Origin of the sequence: Pseudarthrobacter sp. NPDC055928 (assembly GCF_042270935.1) — a bacterium.
Taxonomy (GTDB): Bacteria; Actinomycetota; Actinomycetes; order Actinomycetales; family Micrococcaceae; genus Arthrobacter.
Genome location: NZ_JBHJZH010000001.1, coordinates 177,895 through 195,893 on the forward strand (window position 1 = coordinate 177,895; position 17,999 = coordinate 195,893).

Consider the following 17,999-nt stretch of genomic DNA (forward strand, 5'->3'; position numbering starts at 1 on the left):
TTATTTCTCCTTGTGCAGTTGTGGTCTGCGGACCGCGCTGGGCCCTGCCACAGTTGGTGATCCGGCTGGTGTACGCGGATTCCAACATTACGGTTTGTGCCGGTTCTCCGGCAGTGGTGCCGGTTTCCCGGCGGTGCCGCCCGCCGTCGTGATCGGTTTCCCGAACCCAACGCCCTGGCAGCGGAAGGGGATTAACCCTCGACGGTGATACCCATGGAGCGGGCGGTGCCGGCGATGATCTTCGCTGCGCCTTCGAGGCTCGTGGCGTTGAGGTCTTCCATCTTGGTGGTGGCGATCTCGTTGACCTGGGCCTGCGTCAGCTTGGCAACCTTGACGGTGTGCGGGGTGGGTGAACCCTTGGCAACGCCTGCAGCCTTCTTGATGAGTTCTGCAGCCGGCGGGGTCTTGGTGATGAACGTGAATGAACGGTCTTCGTAAACCGTGATTTCAACGGGGATGACGTTTCCGCGCTGGGCTTCTGTGGCAGCGTTGTACGCCTTGCAGAATTCCATGATGTTGACACCGTGCTGGCCAAGCGCAGGACCGATCGGCGGAGCCGGGTTAGCGGCACCTGCCTGGATCTGCAGCTTGATGAGGCCGGTGACCTTCTTCTTGGGAGCCAATGTAGGGTCCTTCTCTCAATAATGTCCTGGGACACAGGAGCGTGCCTCAGGTTTTTGGCCGCCATGGCGAGGCGGCCGGCCGTTCCGGACCTGCTAAGCGGGCAGCGCCGGAACGAATTCTGTAGTGGTGCTAGATCTTGGTGACCTGGTTGAACGCCAGGGTGACCGGGGTTTCGCGCTCGAAGATGGAGACGAGCACCACGAGGGTCTGGGATTCCACCTTGATTTCGGAGATCGTGGCCGGGAGGGTCTCAAACGGACCTTCCTTGACGATGACGGATTCGCCAACCTCGAAGTCAACGTCAACCGGGGCGGCAGCGTGCTTGACGGGCTTGCCCTTCTCGGCCTGCTCTTCTTCGAAGACCGGGGCGAGCATGGAGAAGACCTCATCGAGGCGCAGCGGCACGGGGTTGTGGGCGTTGCCCACAAAGCCGGTAACGCCGGGAGTGTGGCGGACGGCGCCCCAGGAGGCGTCCGTCAGGTCCATGCGAACCAGGACGTAGCCGGGGATGCGGACGCGGTTGATGACCTTGCGCTGGGCGTTCTTGATCTCAACGACTTCTTCCATCGGCACCTGGATTTCGAAGATGTAATCTTCCATGTCCAGGGTCTGGATGCGGGTCTCAAGGTTGGCCTTCACGCGGTTTTCGTAACCGGCGTAGGAGTGGATGACGTACCAGTCACCCTCCTGGCGGCGCAGTTTGGCCTTGAATTCCTCGGCGGGATCAACCTCGGCCTTGGCGGCCGCAGCGGCGAGGGCGTCTGCCTCCTCCGATTCGTCGTCGGAGTCGTCGCCGTCAACGTCTGCCTCTGAAGCGTCAGAGTGGTCGTCGGAATCATCAGCGTCGTCAGAATCGGCGAAGTCGGATTCGGACGCAGCGGACTCAACCTCGGACTCTTCACCGGCTCCTGCCGTGACGTCCGCGGACTCTTCCAGCTCAGTCTCGGTTACCTCGAGCTCCTGCTCAGACACTTGGTCTCCTGCTTCCTCATTGCCTAACATGCCTATTTAAATGGCTCAATTCCGCACACTGTCGTGGCTTCCTCCGGTTTACCCGGACCAGACCACGCAGCCTGCGGACGATTCGCCTTAGCGGTCCCCGGGAGCGATCCCGCCGAAGACCCAGCTGACAGCGGTTCCAAAACCGATGTCCAGCAGGCTGACGATGACCATCATGATGGCCACGAACACCAGCACCACCAGTGTGTAATTGATCAGTTCCTTGCGGGTTGGTGCAACAACCTTCTTCAATTCACCGATGACCTGGCGAACGAAAAGTGCAATGCGAGCGAAGAAGTTTGCCTTGGCGGCCTTCTTAGCTGGGCGGCCCTTGGAGCTGCTGGCAGCTGTTTCGGTCACCTGGTCCTCGCTCATCTTTGCAATGTTGGATTACCCGGCCCTGATCAGAACCATGGTTGCTGCGCTTGCTCCGGCTTGTCGCCGGAACAGCTTGCGCAGGGCAGACAGGACTCGAACCTGCAACCTGCGGTTTTGGAGACCGCTGCGCTACCAATTGCGCCACTACCCTATGGATCGAAAACGACCGTTTTGACGGACTTCCGCAGTTTGCACTGGGGCGCACGACATCATCTGTGTTTTCAACACCGGTGAACCAGTCTACGCAACAACTTCGCGTACGTCGAACCAGCCACATTCCGGACGCCCGTTCCGCTGGAATTGTTGATCTGACCTGCAGTCACAAAACCAATCCGGCAACCCGAACGATCCGGTGAACAGCATAGAGTAGATCACGTCGAATTCCACCATTCAGCCACCGAGCTGTAAGCGAAGAACGGACCCGCCATGTCTGCCGCCCGCGTTTCCCAGCGCATTTCCGCCATTGCCGAATCCGCAACCCTGGCCGTTGATGCCAAGGCCAAGGCGCTCAAGGCGGCCGGCCGGCCGGTTATTGGCTTCGGCGCAGGCGAACCTGATTTCCCTACGCCGGACTACATCGTCAAAGCGTCCATCGAAGCCGCTGGCCAGCCCAAGTACCACCGCTACTCCCCCGCCGGCGGCCTTCCGGAACTGAAGAAAGCCATCGCCGAGAAAACCCTCCGCGATTCTGGCTACGCGGTGGACGCGTCCCAGGTGCTGGTGACCAACGGCGGCAAGCAGGCTGTGTACAACACTTTCGCCACGCTGGTTGACCCGGGCGACGAGGTGATTGTCCCCACACCGTTCTGGACCACGTACCCGGAGGCAATCAGGCTCGCCGGCGGTGTCCCCGTTGAGGTCTTTGCGGGTCCGGAGCAGGAATACCTCGTCACCGTGGAGCAGCTTGAGGCCGCTGTCACGGACCGGACCAAGATCCTGTTGTTCGTTTCGCCGTCCAACCCCACGGGTTCGGTCTACTCCCCCGAGCAGGTCGCCGAGATCGGCAAATGGGCCGCTGCCAAGGGGCTGTGGGTGGTCACCGACGAAATCTACGAGCACCTGACCTACGACGGCGTCCCTTTCACCTCCATCGCCACCGCTGCCCCTGAACTGGGCGACAAAGTGGTCATCCTCAACGGTGTGGCAAAGACCTATGCCATGACGGGCTGGCGGGTGGGCTGGATGATCGGCCCGGCCGATGTCATCAAGGCAGCCACCAACCTGCAGTCCCACGCCACGTCCAACGTCTCCAACATCATGCAGATCGCGGCCCTCGCAGCCGTCTCCGGCCCGCTCACCGCCGTCGACGAAATGAAGGTCGCCTTTGACCGCCGCCGCAAGGCGATCGTCGCCGGACTGAACGCCATCGACGGCGTGGAATGCCCGACGCCGAAGGGCGCCTTCTACGTCTACGCGGACGTCCGCGGGCTGCTGGGGAAGGAATTTCCGACGGCGGCAGGCACCGCCACGCCGTCGACCTCCGCTGAACTGGCCGCGCTGATCCTGGACGAGGTCGAGGTGGCGGTGGTGCCGGGTGAGGCATTCGGCCCATCCGGCTACTTGCGCCTCTCCTACGCCTTGGGCGACGAGGACCTGGCCACCGGCGTTGCCCGGCTCCAGGACTTCCTCGGCAAGGCCAAGTAGCGCTCCCCGACACCAGATGCGCTATCACTTGTGGTCCCTTATCAAGGCTTATAGGGACCACAAGTGATAGCGCATCTTTGGGTTAGAGGAGGCGGCGTTCGGCGGCCCATTTGGTGAGCTCGTGCCGGCTGGAGAGCTGGAGTTTGCGCAGCACGGCCGACACGTGCGTTTCCACGGTCTTGATGCTGATGAACAGCTCCTTAGCCACTTCCTTGTAGCTGTAGCCGCGGGCAATCAGGCGCATGACTTCCAGTTCGCGGGCAGAAAGCCTGTCCAGTTCGTCGTCGGCAATGTCCGCCGGGGCAGTACCGAAGGCATCCAGCACAAAACCTGCCAGCCGGGGCGAGAACACGGCGTCCCCGCCTGCCACCCGGAACACGGCGTCGGTGATCTCGGCACCGGAGATCGTCTTGGTGACGTACCCCCGCGCTCCCGCCCGGATGACAGCCACCACGTCCTCCGCGGCGTCCGAGACACTGAGGGCAAGGAACTTCGTGGTGCCCAGGAGCGCTGCTGAGCCGGCAATGACTTCACGCCCGCCGCCGCCGAGGCCGCCGGGCAGGTGCACGTCCAGGAGGACCACTTCCGGACGTTCCTGGGCGATCACCGCAATGGCCTGCTCCACTGTGGCGGCCTCGCCCACCACCTGGATGCTCGCGTCAAGGTCAGCCTTGAGGCCTGAGCGGAAAATGGCGTGGTCATCCACGATCACCACGCGGACCGGCTGGGCGGGGCGAATGGGTCCGGTCGCCTGTGCGTTGTTCATGATTTCCCTTCCGCGTTGTCCGTTTGGAGCGCCGGCAGGCCAAGCCGCACTTCAGTACCGTCCGGTGTACTGATGATGGAGGCGGTCCCGCCATGGCGCTTCATGCGTCCGATGATCGATTCCCTGACTCCCAGCCTGTCCTCGGGCACATCGTTGAGTTCGAATCCGGGACCACGGTCCTTGACGAAGACTTCGGCACGGCCGTCAGAGACTTCAAGGTACACGGACACAGAGCCGCCGCCGTGCCGGGAGGCGTTCAGCATCGCCTCCCGGCTGGCCTGGACGAGGGCCTCGTGGGCTTCGGTCATGGCCGTGTCCCCTACGCTCACCACTTCAACGGCGTTGCCCAGGAAGTCCTCCACCTCGGCCGCCGTTGCCTTGATCCGTTCAGAGAGCTGCCCTGCGTCCCGGCCCGGGTCCTGGAACAGCCAGCCCCGGAGTTCACGCTCCTGGGCCCGGGCGAGGCGGACGACATCGTGTTCGTTGCCGGCACGGCGCTGGATCAGGGCGAGGGTCTGCAGTACGGAGTCGTGCAGGTGGGCCGCGATCTCTGCGCGTTCGGTTTCGCGGACCCTGCCGGCACGCTCAGATTCCAGGTCCCGCCAAAATTTGAGTGCCCAGGGAAGCAGCACCAGCACCACTCCGCCCAGTACCGCCACCGAAGCAAGCAGCGCCAGCCACGTCTGTTCCCATGATCCTGAACCGGACACCATCACCAGCACGCCGGCCACCACCAAGGCCAATCCTGCTGCCAGCCGTGCCCAGCCACCGGCCTGGTCGGCCTTGGTTTTGTCCAAGAGCCCCGCGCGGCGGGTCTCGTCGAGCTGCATCCAGGCGATGGCAGCGCCTCCCAGCACGGCCGCGGCAGGAATGAGCGTCCCGAGGGGTACGTCGACACCCAGGAGCTGCGCGATCAGGATGCCCGCCACCAGGAGGAGTCCGGCTCCCAGCAGGACCTCCTTGCCGTACCGCATGCTGCGGACCCGGAACCACGGCGGGCGCACAGCCGCACCGTAACCTGTCGTGGCCGGGCCGTAGCGGGGCAAAGGCTCGGCCGACCACGCTGCGCTGTAGGCAGCCGGACCATTGGCAGCGGCGCCGCCCGCGGCGGCCGGGGCGGAAGCTCCGGCATCGTGCGTTCCGCGCAGTGCAGCACCCGTGGCTGAGTGGCCGGCAGGCTGTGCCCGCGCCGTGGTCGGCCGGGCGCTGAAAGCCGGATCAAGACTCACCGCCGGGGCAATGGGCGACGCCGGACGCCTGGCGTTGCGCCGAGCGCTTTCGTCAGCAGTAGGGACCATGATCCAGAGCCACGCGTAGAAGGCCAGTCCGGCACCGCCGGCCAAGGTTGCGAGCGCCATGCCGATCCTGACGGTCTTCACCGGCCAGCCCAGATGCGCCGCGAGGCCGGAGCACACGCCCGCAATGATGCGGTCGCTGCTGCGGACCAGCGGTGGGCGGGTAAAGGCTGTGCTCATGTGTCAATCCAAACACGGATCAGGGTTCCCCGGACCCGATTCGGGCCCGAACCGGGGGTATCTCAGGGACGGCTCAGGGTGTTCCCCAGTAGAGCGGGGCGGCGCCGGACGGCAGGATCGAAGTATGAACTCGCAGACCCCCACCCCAGATGACGAACACCCTACCGAGCCACTCCCGCCCCGCGGAACCGAACACCCTACCGAGCCACTGATGCCTGGGACGGAAAGCACGCAGGATTCGCAGCCCTCCCCGTCACAGGACGCGCCGGAGCAACCACCTTACGGCGAGCAGTCCGGACCCTACGCCGGACCGTACGCCGGCCCCTACCAAGGCCAGCCGTCTGGCCAGTACGCCGGCGCCAAACCACCTGCCCAGTCCACCGATTTCTTCCCCTGGATCCGGAGCCACGGCATCCAGCGCGGACGGGACCGCTGGATCGGCGGTGTCTCCAGCGGCATCGCCTACCGGATGGGCATCGACCCCCTGATTGTGCGAGGCATCTTCATCGTCCTCACGCTTTTCGCCGGAATCGGCGTCCTTCTCTACGGCCTCGCGTGGGCGTTCCTCCCCGAACCTGACGGCCGGATCCACGTCCAGGAAGCCGGTGCCGGCCGGTGGTCCACCGGCATGACCGGTGCCTTGATCACCACCGTTGTGGGCCTCACCGGGCTCGGCGGCGGCTTCTGGGGCTGGAGCCGCAACGGCTTCGGCGGATTCGTCTGGACGGTCTTCTGGGTAGGTGGCGCCATCTACCTCATTTACTACCTGACCCAACGCAACAAGGTCCGGAATGGAGCTCCCATGAACGCCACACCGCAGCCGGCCGGCGCCGACGGAAGTGCCGCCTTCGCGGCCGCATACCCCACCGCCCCGTACACCTCGCCATACTCGACGACGGATACCGGTTCCGGTTCCGCCGGGACCCCTCCCTATACGCCGATGCCACCTTCCGGCCCCACCCCGCCCTATGGCAGCGGCGGATTCCCCGGTGGAGGCAACTACGGTGGCGGCAATTATGGCGGCGGTTACCAGCAGCCCCAGGGACCGGCGCACCCGGCCAAGGTCCGCCCCGGCGGCCCTGGTGCACCTGCTGTGGCAATCACCGCCGGAACAGCATTGCTGGTCGGCGGCGGGCTCAAGGCCCTGGACGCCGGCAACGTGATCAACCTCGGCGACTCCGCGAACGCCATCGTCTGGGCCAGCGCCGCAGCGGTCCTGGGCCTCGGCATCCTCCTCGCTGGCCTGCGCGGGAGGACCTCAGGGATCCTCGGCTTCTTTGCCGTGGTTGCGCTGATCATCGGCGGCATCTTCAACGTGGTGGGCAACGGCGACAGGGTCCGCTTCACCCAGGTTGACTGGACACCCACCAGCATCGAACAGGCCAGGGACGGACTCGACGTCACCGCCGGCCGCGGGACTGTTGACCTCACTGACCTGGGCGTGGCTGCCCCACTGACATCCGACGTCGTTGTTCCCCTGGACATCACCGCCAGCAACGTCACCGTGGTTATCCCCGATGACGTCCCCGTGGATGTCAAGGCCGACATGACTATGGGCAACATCCACGACGGCGCCAACGACCGCAGCGGCATCACCACCCGTGAGAGCAGCTACAACACCGACCTCCCCGGCGCCCGCCTGGTGGTCGAGATTGACGGCACCTTCAGCAACGTCACCATCCAGGAAGGAAACTGACATGAGCAACGTTGATCCGGCACCGGATTCATACACCAAGGAAACGCCGACGGCGGAGTCCGCCAGGACAGAACCCACTGCCCCCGCAACTACCAGGGTGGGAACCGTGGTCTGGGGCCTCGTGGTCCTGGCACTGGCCGTCCTGATCATCATCGCCCAACTGGGAGTCGTTACCCTGAACGGAACCTACGTGCTGATCGGCCTCATGATCGGAGCCGGTGCCGCGTTGGTGGTTGGCGGGCTGCTCTCGGCACGGAAACGTGACAACGAGCCCACAACAGGGAAGTCTTGAACCATGGACAAGTTTTTCAGCATCGTCAGGGGCTTCGGCCTGAAACGCGGTCCCGAGCGCTGGCTGGGCGGCGTGTGCGGAGGAATAGCGGCCAAGCTCAACGTGGATGTGGCCTTTGTCCGGATCGCGTTCCTGGTCTTCTGCCTCCTCCCCGGACCCGCCGTGGTCTTCTACGTCGCGGCGTGGCTCATCCTTCCGGACCAGCGGAATTCCATCCCGCTGCAGACCTTCCTGGACCGCCGGTCCATTAACGGATCCTGACCCTTCCAAACGGGCCCCCGTCCGCGAGCACCCACCATGGGAACTCCGCGGACGGGGGCCTTTCCGGTGCCGGCTGTACGTGCGATTCCTGCACACGCGATTCCCTTCCTGTGTCCACCGGCCGGTGGACACAGGATTCAACCGGCCGGACCTGTTGGCAGCTGGCCCCCGACTGCCACGCTGGAAGCATGAACTCTTCAACCGGCCCGGAGCGGCGCTCCCCTGATGCCATCACCGTCCGCGGCCTCAACAAGTCGTACAGGTTGCCCAAAGGCGGCATCCTCACTGCAGTGGACCATCTGGACCTCGCCATCCGGACCGGCGAAACGTACGCCCTCCTAGGTCCGAACGGGGCGGGCAAGTCCACCACGATCGAGATGCTTGAAGGACACCGGAAACCGGACGGCGGCGAAGTGAGCGTCCTGGGCACGCGGCCATGGAAGGCCCACCCAGCTTTCCGTGCCCGGATCGGGATCGTCCTCCAGGAAGCTACCGATTCCGGGGAACTTCGGGTCTCTGAGGCACTTCGGTCCCTGGCTGCCTGTTTCCCCGCGCCCCGCAAGGTGGATGAGGTCATCGAAGCGGTGGGCCTCGGGGGCAAAGGCGGTGTCCGTATCTCCACCCTGTCGGGCGGTCAGCGGCGACGCCTTGATGTTGCCCTCGGGATTATCGGCAACCCCGAAGTCCTGTTCCTGGATGAACCCACCACAGGATTCGATCCCGAGGCCCGGAGGCAGTTTTGGGATCTTATCCGCCGGCTGAGCAAGGGTGGCACCACCATTGTGCTCACCACCCATTACCTTGACGAGGCCGAGCAATTGGCGGACCGGATCGGCGTGATAAACCACGGCCGGATGATCGCCGAAGGCAGCCCGGCGGACATCGGAGGCCCCGGCCTCCGCGTGCCGCGGGTCCGTTGGCGGGATGCCTCGGGCCTGCGTGAAGTGGTGACCCAGCACCCCGCGGCGCTGGTCCACACTCTGTCCGACGGCGGCGCAACCGAGCCGGCGGAGCTCGCCGTCGTCCGTCCCAGCCTCGAGGACATCTATCTCCAACTCATCGGCGCCGCCGATGAGGCCGGGCGTCCGGACCACAGCGAACCTTCGCCAGACCAAGCGATACCGCCGGGCAAGGCAACACATTCCAGGACAGGAGCCCTCCGATGAGCACCGCATTGCCGGCATCCGCCGGTCCAGTAGCCGGCCGCCCGGCCTGGCGTCCCTCAGTCCTGCGCCTGGGGGTTGGCCGGATCCTGCTGGAGATCAAGCTATTTAACCGGGATGTGCTGTCACTGGTCCTCGTGCTGTTTTTCCCGATCCTGATGATGTCCCTTTTTGGCACAGTGTTCGGTGATGAACCGGTCTTCGGGGCGGATCCGAACGGGCAGGGCGGCATCACCCCGGCGCACTATTACCTGCCAGGCATGCTGGCCCTGAGCACCATCCTCAGCGGCTTCCAGAACCTCAGCAGCTATGTGGCAACCGAGCGTTTCAACGGCACAGTGAAGAGGCTTGCAGGGACCCCGTTGCCGGCCGCCTCCTACTTCATCGGAAAGACGGGCCAGACGCTCTACCTGATCGTGGCCCAGACCGCCCTCCTGCTGCTGGCGGCCACAGTCCTGTTTGACGTGCCGCTCCCCCGGGAGGCAGGGCAGTGGGGCCTCGTGGCGCTGCTGATGGTCCTCGCCACGGCCGCCTGGGCCACCGTGGCGATAGCCTTCACGGCCCTGCCCAAGTCCGCCCAGAGCGCCTCGACGCTCGCGGTCCTGCCGGTACTGCTGCTGTCCTTCACCTCCGGGGTGTACTTCCCGTTCTCCCAGCTTCCGGACTGGCTGCAGTCCATCAGCAATTTCTTCCCCCTGCGGTGGACGGCGAGCGCCTTCCGGTCCGTCTTCCTGCCTGCCGGTTTTGAGGCCGTGGAGCCGGGAGCAACGTACAACCTGCCGCTGACGTTCCTCGTACTGGGTATCTGGGTGGCGGCCGGTACGGTCCTGGCAAGGCTGGCGTTCAAGTGGCCGCCACAGAAGTAACCGGACCGGCGGCGGGAGCGATCTTGGTTGCCCGCCGTCGCGCCGATAGGGTGCACCCATGAGCTATATCAGCGGACGGACCGAGCGGCTGCTGCCCGCCCGCTCGGTATGGACCACTTCCATGCTCTGGTGGCACGCGGGTTTCTACGCCGCTCTGGCCAGCGTGTCCTACTTCGCGCTCTTTGGCGATGGGCGGGATTCAGCGACGCCGCTGGTGATTGGATCGCTGTTGCTGCTGGGCATTGCCTATCCGTTCCTCACCCGCACCAGGGATCTCCGGACGGCACGCCCCACCATTTATGTGGCGCTCCTCGTGACGGTCGTTGTGCTCCTCTCGTTCGTGTACGACGGCGCAGGCGTCCTGCTGTTTGTGGCTTTCCCCCAGGTCTGGATGTTTACAGGCACGCAGCGCCAGGGCGTGGCTGCCACGGCCCTGCTCTGCGTGGGCGTGGCCGTTGGGCAAGTCAGCCGCTGGGGGCTGAGCGGCACGGAGGTCTACGGCATTACGGCCCAGCTGGTGACGTCGTTCGTGGCCAGCTGCATGATTGGACTCTGGATCTCCAAAGTCATCGAACAGAGCGAACAGCGGGCCGAACTGCTGGCCGAACTTGACGCAACACGCCATGAGCTCGACGTTGCCGAGCAGGCACGCGGGGCACTGGCTGAGCGGGAACGGATGGCACGGGAAATCCACGACACCCTGGCACAGGGCTTTACCTCCATCGCCATGCTGTCCGAAGCCGCACAGGCCCAGCTCAGAACACAACCGCAGGATCCAACGGGACTGCTCCGGAGCCTCTCGGCCATCTCCCAGACCGCCCGGGAAAGCCTGGCCGAGGCCCGTGCCCTGGTGGCTTCGGGCGTCCCGTCCGACGTCCAGGGCGGCGACCTGCTGGCCGCACTGCGGCGCCTTCCGGACACCCTGCACCTGGACAGCATGCGGCTCAACGTGGCCCTGCCGGACCACCTGCCGCCGCTCCCGTCCACGCAGCAGGTTGCCCTCCTTCGGACGGCCCAGGAAGCACTAAACAATGTCCGGAGGCATTCCGGAGCGACAACCGCGGAGCTGGTCGTGGACGTCCCGGCAGGAGATCCACCCTTGCTGCGGCTGACTGTGACGGACAACGGGCACGGATTTGACCCCTCGGCTGACCACGAAGGGTTCGGCTTGCGGTCCATGGCGGCCCGGCTGGCCGAAATCGGCGGCCGGCTGCAGGTGACTTCATCGTCCGGCGGCACCCGGCTGGTGGCAGTCGTCCCGACGGCGGGGCCAGCCGCCCTGGCAAGTGGACCCCAGCGTGATGAGGCGGCGGCACAGGAGCCCAGCGACGCGGACCTGCGTCCACGGTCGCACACACCGGGAGCCGGGGCATGAACGCCGCCGGAACGGTCACGGTAGTCCTGGCCGACGACCACCCCGTAGTGCGGAGCGGCCTTGCCGCCCTTCTTGACACCGCTGCCGGCATTGACGTGGTGGCTGACGCCGCCAACGGGCAGGAGGCGGTGGACGCCGTCAGCCGCCTGCGGCCGGACGTTGTGCTGATGGACCTGCGGATGCCCGTCCTGGACGGCGCCGGCGCCACGGAACAGATCCGGGACCGGTTCCCTGGCACCAAGGTGCTGGTCCTCACAACGTACGACGACGACTCCGACATCATGCGCGCAGTGGAGTCGGGCGCGGTGGGATACCTGCTCAAGGACACGCCCGGGGACCGGATCATCGAGGCCGTCCGCGCCGCGGCGCGTGGTGAGACCGTCCTGGCGCCGCCGGTTGCGGCCAGGCTGGTCTCCCGGATGCGGTCCCCGGAACTGCCCCGGCTGACCGCCAGGGAGGTGGAGGTCCTCCGTTGCGTAGCCCAGGGGCTGAGCAACCCCGAGGTGGCCGCGCGGCTGCACATCGCCGAAGCGACGGTTAAGACCCACCTCCTGAGGGTCTTCAACAAACTGGACGTGGACGACAGGACCCGGGCTGTGGTCGTCGCCATGGAGCGGGGCCTTTTGTAACCAGTTTGTGTCGTACCCCACACCGCCCACTAGAATCTAGGGTGAGCTCAGCGTGGCGCTCTGCCTGTAAACCTTCACACCAGGATTTGAGCCGAGACATGAAAATTGGAATTCTTACCAGCGGTGGCGACTGCCCCGGATTGAACGCCGTCATCCGCGGAGCCGTCCTGAAGGGCATCGCCATCCACGGCCACGAATTCGTGGGATTCCTGGACGGCTGGCGAGGCGTCGTTGAAGGCGACATCATCGATATCCCCCGCACCATGGTCCGCGGCATCGCCAAGCAGGGCGGCACCATCCTGGGTACTTCCCGCACCAACCCGTTCGAGAACGGCGGAGGCCCGGAAGTCATCAAGGCCCACATGGACCGGATGGGCATCGATGCAATCATCGCCATCGGCGGTGAGGGAACGCTCGCTGCCGCCAAGCGCCTCACCGACGCCGGACTGAAGATCGTGGGTGTCCCCAAGACTGTCGACAACGACCTCGACGCCACCGACTACACCTTCGGATTTGATACCGCCGTCCAGATCGCCACCGAAGCCATCGACAGGCTGCGCACCACCGGCGAATCGCACCACCGCTGCATGATCGCCGAAGTGATGGGCCGCCACGTAGGGTGGATCGCCCTTCACGCCGGCATGGCAGCCGGTGCGCATGCCATCCTGATCCCGGAGCAGAAGGTCAGTATCGAACAGATCACCGAATGGGTGCAGGAGGCCCACGACCGTGGCCGTGCGCCCCTCGTGGTGGTGGCAGAGGGCTTCGTGCCGGACCACATGGAATCGCCCCACTCCGAACGCGGCCTTGATACCTTCGGACGGCCCCGGCTGGGCGGCATCGCGGACCAACTGGCGCCCGAGCTTGAGGCGCGCACCGGCATCGAGACCCGCGCCACGATCCTCGGCCACATCCAGCGCGGCGGTGTGCCGTCCGCCTTCGACCGCGTCCTGGCCACCCGGCTGGGCATGGCGGCCATCGACTCCGTGGTGGAAGGCTACTGGGGCACCATGGTGGCACTCAAGGGCACCGACATCCAGCACGTCGGCTTCGCCGAAGCGCTGGGCCAGTTGAAGACCGTACCGCAGAACCGCTACGACGAGGCCGCTGTCCTGTTCGGCTGAGCCAAGCGGCACGGACCAGCGCGGACGTACAGTTACCGCCCCCTTTCGACGCGGGGCCGTGACTGTACGTTCGCGCTTCACTGTGCTGGGTAGGCTGGGCACATGACTCTTGACCCCGGTTCCGCTGCCATCATCCAGCTCGCGTGGGCCAGGCGCCTGGGGCTCGACGACGACGCGTTCGCTGCGTCCCTTGCCTCCGGCGAGCGGATTGTCAGGGCCGACGACTCGGTCCGGACAGTGGAGTTCGTCCGGCTTTTCGGCAGCTCGGCGCTGGTGGGCCCGCAGTGGGTCATTGACGCAGCCGCCGGCATCCCGGACGAGGAAATGGCCCAGCATGTCACGCTGCTGACCCTGACCCGCTCCCATGGAGGCCACGGCCTTGGGGCCGCAGCCCTATTTTTCGCCGACGACCTGCCCCTGAAGCAACCTTCCGAGGATTTGACCGTGTCCCACGGCAACCCGGAGGCGATCGAGCTCGAGGGGCTGTGCCCGCCGGACGATGTCAACGAAGTGGGGCTCTCGGACCTGGAAAACCGGTACACGATCGTCCATGATGTGGACGGCCGGCGGGTCCCGGTGGCGTGCGGCGCCTACTCGGAGTGGGAGGGCCTGCTGGGCCACCTCGGAGTGCTGGTGGATCCGGAATGGCGGCGCCGGGGGCTCGGGTCGCTGGCTGCCTCCATTGCAGCGCACGAGGCGCTCGCGGCAGGACTCACCGTCCAATGGCGTGCCGAAGTCAGCAACACCGGCTGCGTGGCCCTGGCCCGAAAGCTCGGGCTGTCCACCGGCGGAATCCAGACCAGCGTGCACCTGGGCTGATCCCGGCGCTGCCCGGCGAAGGGCTATGGCCGGGCAGCGCCCTCCGCCGCAGCGCCTGGCGTGTCCGCGGCAGCAGCCTGCGGCGCGCTCCAGCCGTGCACAGCCTTGGGTTTGGCGAAGAACAGGGCCACCGCCGCCCCGACGAGGATCACGGCTGCCGGCAGCAGGATGGACTGGCCCATCGCCGTCGAGAATCCCTCATGGAGGGATTCCGGGAGCCGGCCTGAGAATTCCATGTTGTCCGTCCCGGGTCCCCCGGCAGGAAGTTCCGCCGCGAGGCGCGCCTGGATCAGCACAGCGATGGCCGCGCTGCCCAGCACGGCCCCGATCTGGCGCGTGGTGTTGTAGACGCCCGAGCCCGCACCGGCCTGCCGCGGCGGAAGGTTCCGCGTCGCCGTCGAACTCAAGGGAGCCCAGATGCCGGCGTTGGCGAAACCCAGCACGGCACTGGGCAGGAGGAACAGCAGGACGGGCGTGTCCGGGTGCATCAGGACCGAGTTCCACGCCAAGGCAACGGCCATCAGGACCAAGCCGCCGGACGTGATGTATTTGGGATTGACGCGGTCGATGATCCGGCCAACCACCGGGGCGAGTCCGCCGGAAATCAGCGCCATGGGCACCATCATCAGGGCTGACTGGGTGGGCGTCATGCCCCGGACCATCTGGTAATAGAAGATCAGCGGCAAGCCGAAGGCGGTCACCGTGAACCCCACCGTGGTGATCCCGATGTTCGCCAGCGAGAAGTTGCGGTCACGGAACAGGTCCAGCGGCAGGAGCGGCTCACCCTTGTTGTAGCGCTGCCAGGCGATGAAGCCGGCAAGCACCACCAGGCCGGAGATGATCAGGCCCCAGACGCTCACGGGTCCGGCGATGGTACCCCAGTTATAGGTCTCGCCCTCCTGGATGCCGAAGACAAGCAGGAAAAGTCCGACGGCGCTGAGCAGCACGCCGGGAATGTCGAACCGGTGCGGATGGGTACTGAGGGACGGGACGAAGCGCCAGGCGAGGATGAAGCCCACGATGCCGACCGGGACGTTGATGAAGAAGATCCACTCCCAGCCGAGGCTGTCCACGAGGACACCCCCGAGGATGGGGCCTACCAACGTGGCCATGCCGGCGGTCGCTCCCCAGAGCCCCATGGCTGCACCGCGGCGGTCAGGCGGGAAGATCCGGGTGATGACGGCCATGGTCTGCGGCGTCATCATGGCAGCGCCCAGGCCTTGCAGGACGCGGGCAGTAATGAGGGACTGGACATCGCCGGACAGTCCGCACCACAGGGATGCCATCGTGAAGACCACCAGGCCCAGGAGGTACAGCTTCTTGGGGCCGAACCGGTCACCCAGCCTGCCCGTGATCAGCAACGGCACGGCGTAGGCGAGAAGGTAGGCGCTGGTCACCCAGATGACGGCGTTGATGTCCGTTCCCAGCCCCTCCATGATGCTGGGGTTGGCCACCGAGACGATGGTGGTGTCGATCAGGATCATAAAGAACCCGATCACCAGCGACCACAGGGCTGGCCAGGGCCGTGCTACGTTTTCCAAGCGTCAGTTGCCCAGCAGGTCAAGGATCTCCGTGCGGGCGAACATCTGCGCTGCCGCCCGGGCCGACGGCGTGCCGGCGTCGGGATCGGCTCCTGCCTCCAGCAGGACCCGGGCGACGTCCGCGTAACCCTTGAACGCCGCACCGGCCAGCGGCGTCTGGCCGCGGTCATTGGCGGTGTCCGCCTCGGCCCCGTGCTCCAGGATCAGCTGTACTGTGTCCGCATGGCCGTGGTAAGCGGCAAGCATAAGCAGGGAATCCCCGGCGGCGTTGGTCATGGTGGCAGGCGCGCCCGCGCTCAGGTAGCCGCGCAGGAGCCCGGTGTCGCCCTCCCTGGCTGCCTGGAACAGCTTGTGCGCGAGCTCCAGCGTTTCGTCGTCAGGTGCGGTCGCGCCGGACGTTGCCGGGCCGGGTGCAGTGTTTTCTGTCATGAGCGGGTCCCCCTCAGGAATCCTGTCGGGCGCCCCACTACCTGGCCGGCGTCGGGGGCGACAATCACTTCCTGGGCGGCGGTGTATGGTTCCTCGCCGTCCATTACCGTCAGTATTTCATCGGGGGCAACGGACCGCTTAATGACGGCCAGTGCCACCGGGCCCATTTCATAGTGCTGGGCCACGGAGGTTACCGTGCCTACCTTCCGCTCGCCCAGCAGGACCTGGCTGCCGGGCGCGGGCATGGTGTGCTGCGACCCGTCCAGCTGGAGGAAGACGAGGCGGCGCGGCGGGTGGCCCAGGTTGTGCACGCGGGCGATGGTCTCCTGGCCCTTGTAGCAGCCCTTGGCCAGGTGCACCGCGGTGCGGAGGAGGTCCAGTTCGTGCGGAATGGTCTTGTCATCGGTTTCTGCGCCCAGCCGGGGACGCCAGGCCGCAATGCGGAGGGCTTCTGCTGCCAACACGCCCGCGAGCGGCCGGTCCCCCACCGTCTGCTCCAGCTCAGCGGCTGGCACAAGGTACTCGAACCAAGGGCGTTCCAGGCCGGGGTGCCTGTCTTCGGGAACCACCGCGTAGGAGTAACCGCCGACGCCTACCTGGGGCCAGGGATCCCGCCAGGCCTGCAGGCCTGACCATTCCAGCACTTCCTGCGTGGAGCCGAGTACTGCCCAGTCTGAAGAGACGTCGTTAATTTCTACGCGCAGCATGAACTTCATCCTGTTCAGCCATTCCGCCAGCGGCCCGGCCTCGGCGGCCTCAACGATCAGCCAGGTGGTCCCGCCGTCGTCCACCACCCGGGCGTCAAACTCAATCCGGCCCTGGACGCTCAGCAGGAGCAGTTCGCTTGAGTCCCCGGGCTGCAGGCCCGTGACCTGCTGCGAGGACAGGGTGTTCAGCCAGGACAGCCGGTCCGGGCCACTGACAGTCACCACGCCGCGGTGGGAGAGGTCGACGACGGCGGTGCCGGCTGCGAGGGCGCGCTGCTCGCGCAGGGGCTCACCGTAGTGGGCTGCGACGCCGGCGTCCGCGCCGGCGCCCTCGACGGCACCAGGGCGCGACAGCAGTGGGCTGGGAGTAGTCATACTGGGGCAACGTCCTTTGGTCAGTGAGTATTCCGGTGACGCTAGCGGTATTCCGGGTTTTCGAAATCGAAACGCGTTCCGGCTTTCCATTCTTCAGGAAGGTTGCCGTAGGCGGGAATTCCGCCGGCGTCCTTGAGCATCCGGGCGAAATGTAACAGGTTCCAGGTCATGAACGTTGTGTTCCGGTTGGTGAAGTCGGATTCGGGGCCGCCGGAGCCTTCGTCCAAGTAGCTCGGGCCCGGGCCCACCGGACCGATCCAGCCGGCATCCGCCTGTGGCGGGATGGTGAAGCCGATGTGCTGCAGGCTGTAGAGGACGTTCATGGAGCAGTGCTTGATGCCGTCTTCGTTGCCGGTGATGAGGCAGCCGCCGACTTTGGGATAGAAGGCCCACTGCCCCTTGCTGTTCAGTTGCCCCGAGTGGGCGTAGAGCCGTTCGATCAGTTTCTTCGTTTGCGAGGAGTTATCGCCCAGCCAGATGGGGCCCGCCACCACCACGATGTCGGCTTCCTGCACCGCAGGGTACAGCTCAGGCCACTCATCAGTGGGCCACCCGTACTCTGTCATGTCCGGGTACACGCCGCTCGCGATGTCATGGTCCACGGTCCGGATGACGCGGGTGCTGACACCCTGCTTTTCCATGATGAGGCGGCTGACGTTGATCAGGCCCTCGGTGTTGGATGTCTGCGGGGATCTTTTCAGCGTGCCATTAAAGAACAGTGCCTTCAGATCGCTGTAATCCGTGGCGTTCTGCTGTGCAGCCATGATGCTCCCTGTGATTCACTCGCGGGTGAAGCCTAGGAACCCAAGTGTAGTGAGGGCCACGACCTCGCGGGC

Annotated in this window: 19 protein-coding genes and 1 tRNA gene; 10 read left to right on the plus strand and 10 right to left on the minus strand. The window is 65.7% G+C overall.

Annotated features, from left to right (window positions below):
* Positions 1–191: 191 nt before the first annotated feature.
* The 4 genes from rplK to ACFC25_RS00850 form a co-directional block, all read right to left on the minus strand.
* On the minus strand, positions 192–623 hold the full coding sequence (gene rplK / locus ACFC25_RS00835) for a 50S ribosomal protein L11 (protein WP_024365990.1): 432 nt from the start codon (positions 621–623) through the stop codon (positions 192–194).
* 130 nt (positions 624–753) lie between these two features.
* Positions 754–1,596 (minus strand): transcription termination/antitermination protein NusG, encoded by an 843-nt coding sequence (nusG, locus tag ACFC25_RS00840; protein ID WP_337346859.1) that lies wholly within the window; start codon positions 1,594–1,596, stop codon positions 754–756.
* A 117-nt stretch (positions 1,597–1,713) separates the two neighbouring features.
* Complete coding sequence (gene secE, locus ACFC25_RS00845) at positions 1,714–1,998, minus strand: preprotein translocase subunit SecE (protein WP_337346858.1); 285 nt, start codon at positions 1,996–1,998, stop codon at positions 1,714–1,716.
* An 81-nt stretch (positions 1,999–2,079) separates the two neighbouring features.
* Positions 2,080–2,152 (minus strand) — tRNA-Trp (locus ACFC25_RS00850).
* 275 nt (positions 2,153–2,427) lie between these two features.
* On the opposite strand from ACFC25_RS00850, the gene ACFC25_RS00855 reads away from it, so the two are divergent.
* The gene (locus tag ACFC25_RS00855) at positions 2,428–3,645 is read left to right on the plus strand and encodes a pyridoxal phosphate-dependent aminotransferase (RefSeq protein ID WP_376043224.1); all 1,218 of its coding nucleotides are present in this window, start codon (positions 2,428–2,430) and stop codon (positions 3,643–3,645) included.
* Between the two features lie 82 nt (positions 3,646–3,727).
* Here the strand turns inward: ACFC25_RS00855 and ACFC25_RS00860 are convergent, their stop codons facing one another.
* The gene (locus ACFC25_RS00860; RefSeq protein ID WP_337346856.1) at positions 3,728–4,411 is read right to left on the minus strand and encodes a response regulator transcription factor; all 684 of its coding nucleotides are present in this window, start codon (positions 4,409–4,411) and stop codon (positions 3,728–3,730) included.
* Positions 4,408–5,886: a PspC domain-containing protein gene (locus tag ACFC25_RS00865; RefSeq protein WP_376043228.1), complete on the minus strand. Its 1,479-nt coding sequence runs from the start codon at positions 5,884–5,886 to the stop codon at positions 4,408–4,410. Before ACFC25_RS00865 ends, ACFC25_RS00860 begins: the two co-directional genes overlap by 4 nt.
* Before the next feature lie 124 nt (positions 5,887–6,010).
* Here ACFC25_RS00865 and ACFC25_RS00870 point away from each other — a divergent pair, with 124 nt between their 5' ends.
* From ACFC25_RS00870 to ACFC25_RS00910, 9 genes are all read left to right on the plus strand, one after another.
* Positions 6,011–7,582 carry a PspC domain-containing protein gene (locus ACFC25_RS00870; RefSeq protein WP_376043231.1) on the plus strand — a complete coding sequence of 524 codons (1,572 nt, stop codon included), beginning with the start codon at positions 6,011–6,013 and terminating at the stop codon, positions 7,580–7,582.
* Position 7,583: 1 nt separating this feature from the next.
* Positions 7,584–7,874 (plus strand): hypothetical protein, encoded by a 291-nt coding sequence (locus tag ACFC25_RS00875; protein ID WP_376043234.1) that lies wholly within the window; start codon positions 7,584–7,586, stop codon positions 7,872–7,874.
* 3 nt (positions 7,875–7,877) lie between these two features.
* Positions 7,878–8,135 carry a PspC domain-containing protein gene (locus tag ACFC25_RS00880; protein WP_337346852.1) on the plus strand — a complete coding sequence of 86 codons (258 nt, stop codon included), beginning with the start codon at positions 7,878–7,880 and terminating at the stop codon, positions 8,133–8,135.
* Between the two features lie 188 nt (positions 8,136–8,323).
* Positions 8,324–9,301, plus strand: coding sequence for an ABC transporter ATP-binding protein (locus ACFC25_RS00885; RefSeq protein WP_376043238.1), 978 nt, complete (start codon positions 8,324–8,326; stop codon positions 9,299–9,301).
* On the plus strand, positions 9,298–10,164 hold the full coding sequence (locus ACFC25_RS00890; RefSeq protein ID WP_376043241.1) for an ABC transporter permease: 867 nt from the start codon (positions 9,298–9,300) through the stop codon (positions 10,162–10,164). Before ACFC25_RS00885 ends, ACFC25_RS00890 begins: the two co-directional genes overlap by 4 nt.
* 58 nt (positions 10,165–10,222) lie before the next feature.
* Entirely contained in the window at positions 10,223–11,539 is a 1,317-nt protein-coding gene (locus ACFC25_RS00895; protein ID WP_376043244.1) for a sensor histidine kinase, read from the plus strand.
* The gene (locus tag ACFC25_RS00900; protein ID WP_376043247.1) at positions 11,536–12,168 is read left to right on the plus strand and encodes a response regulator; all 633 of its coding nucleotides are present in this window, start codon (positions 11,536–11,538) and stop codon (positions 12,166–12,168) included. The genes ACFC25_RS00895 and ACFC25_RS00900 overlap by 4 nt, the downstream gene beginning before the upstream one ends.
* Positions 12,169–12,266: 98 nt before the next feature.
* The gene (locus ACFC25_RS00905; RefSeq protein ID WP_337346847.1) at positions 12,267–13,292 is read left to right on the plus strand and encodes an ATP-dependent 6-phosphofructokinase; all 1,026 of its coding nucleotides are present in this window, start codon (positions 12,267–12,269) and stop codon (positions 13,290–13,292) included.
* Positions 13,293–13,394: 102 nt separating this feature from the next.
* Positions 13,395–14,111 (plus strand): GNAT family N-acetyltransferase, encoded by a 717-nt coding sequence (locus ACFC25_RS00910; protein WP_376043250.1) that lies wholly within the window; start codon positions 13,395–13,397, stop codon positions 14,109–14,111.
* Between the two features lie 23 nt (positions 14,112–14,134).
* Here ACFC25_RS00910 and ACFC25_RS00915 read toward each other — a convergent pair whose 3' ends face one another.
* Genes ACFC25_RS00915 through ACFC25_RS00930 form a run of 4 tightly spaced genes read right to left on the minus strand, consistent with a single transcriptional unit; the run spans position 14,135 to position 17,927 of the window.
* Positions 14,135–15,652 carry a DHA2 family efflux MFS transporter permease subunit gene (locus tag ACFC25_RS00915; RefSeq protein ID WP_376043252.1) on the minus strand — a complete coding sequence of 506 codons (1,518 nt, stop codon included), beginning with the start codon at positions 15,650–15,652 and terminating at the stop codon, positions 14,135–14,137.
* 3 nt (positions 15,653–15,655) lie between these two features.
* Complete coding sequence (locus ACFC25_RS00920) at positions 15,656–16,081, minus strand: ankyrin repeat domain-containing protein (RefSeq protein WP_376043255.1); 426 nt, start codon at positions 16,079–16,081, stop codon at positions 15,656–15,658.
* The gene (locus ACFC25_RS00925; RefSeq protein WP_376043258.1) at positions 16,078–17,163 is read right to left on the minus strand and encodes a YgfZ/GcvT domain-containing protein; all 1,086 of its coding nucleotides are present in this window, start codon (positions 17,161–17,163) and stop codon (positions 16,078–16,080) included. Before ACFC25_RS00925 ends, ACFC25_RS00920 begins: the two co-directional genes overlap by 4 nt.
* 41 nt (positions 17,164–17,204) lie before the next feature.
* Positions 17,205–17,927, minus strand: a complete 723-nt coding sequence (locus ACFC25_RS00930; RefSeq protein ID WP_376043261.1) for a flavodoxin family protein — start codon at positions 17,925–17,927, stop codon at positions 17,205–17,207.
* Between the last annotated feature and the right edge of the window lie 72 nt (positions 17,928–17,999).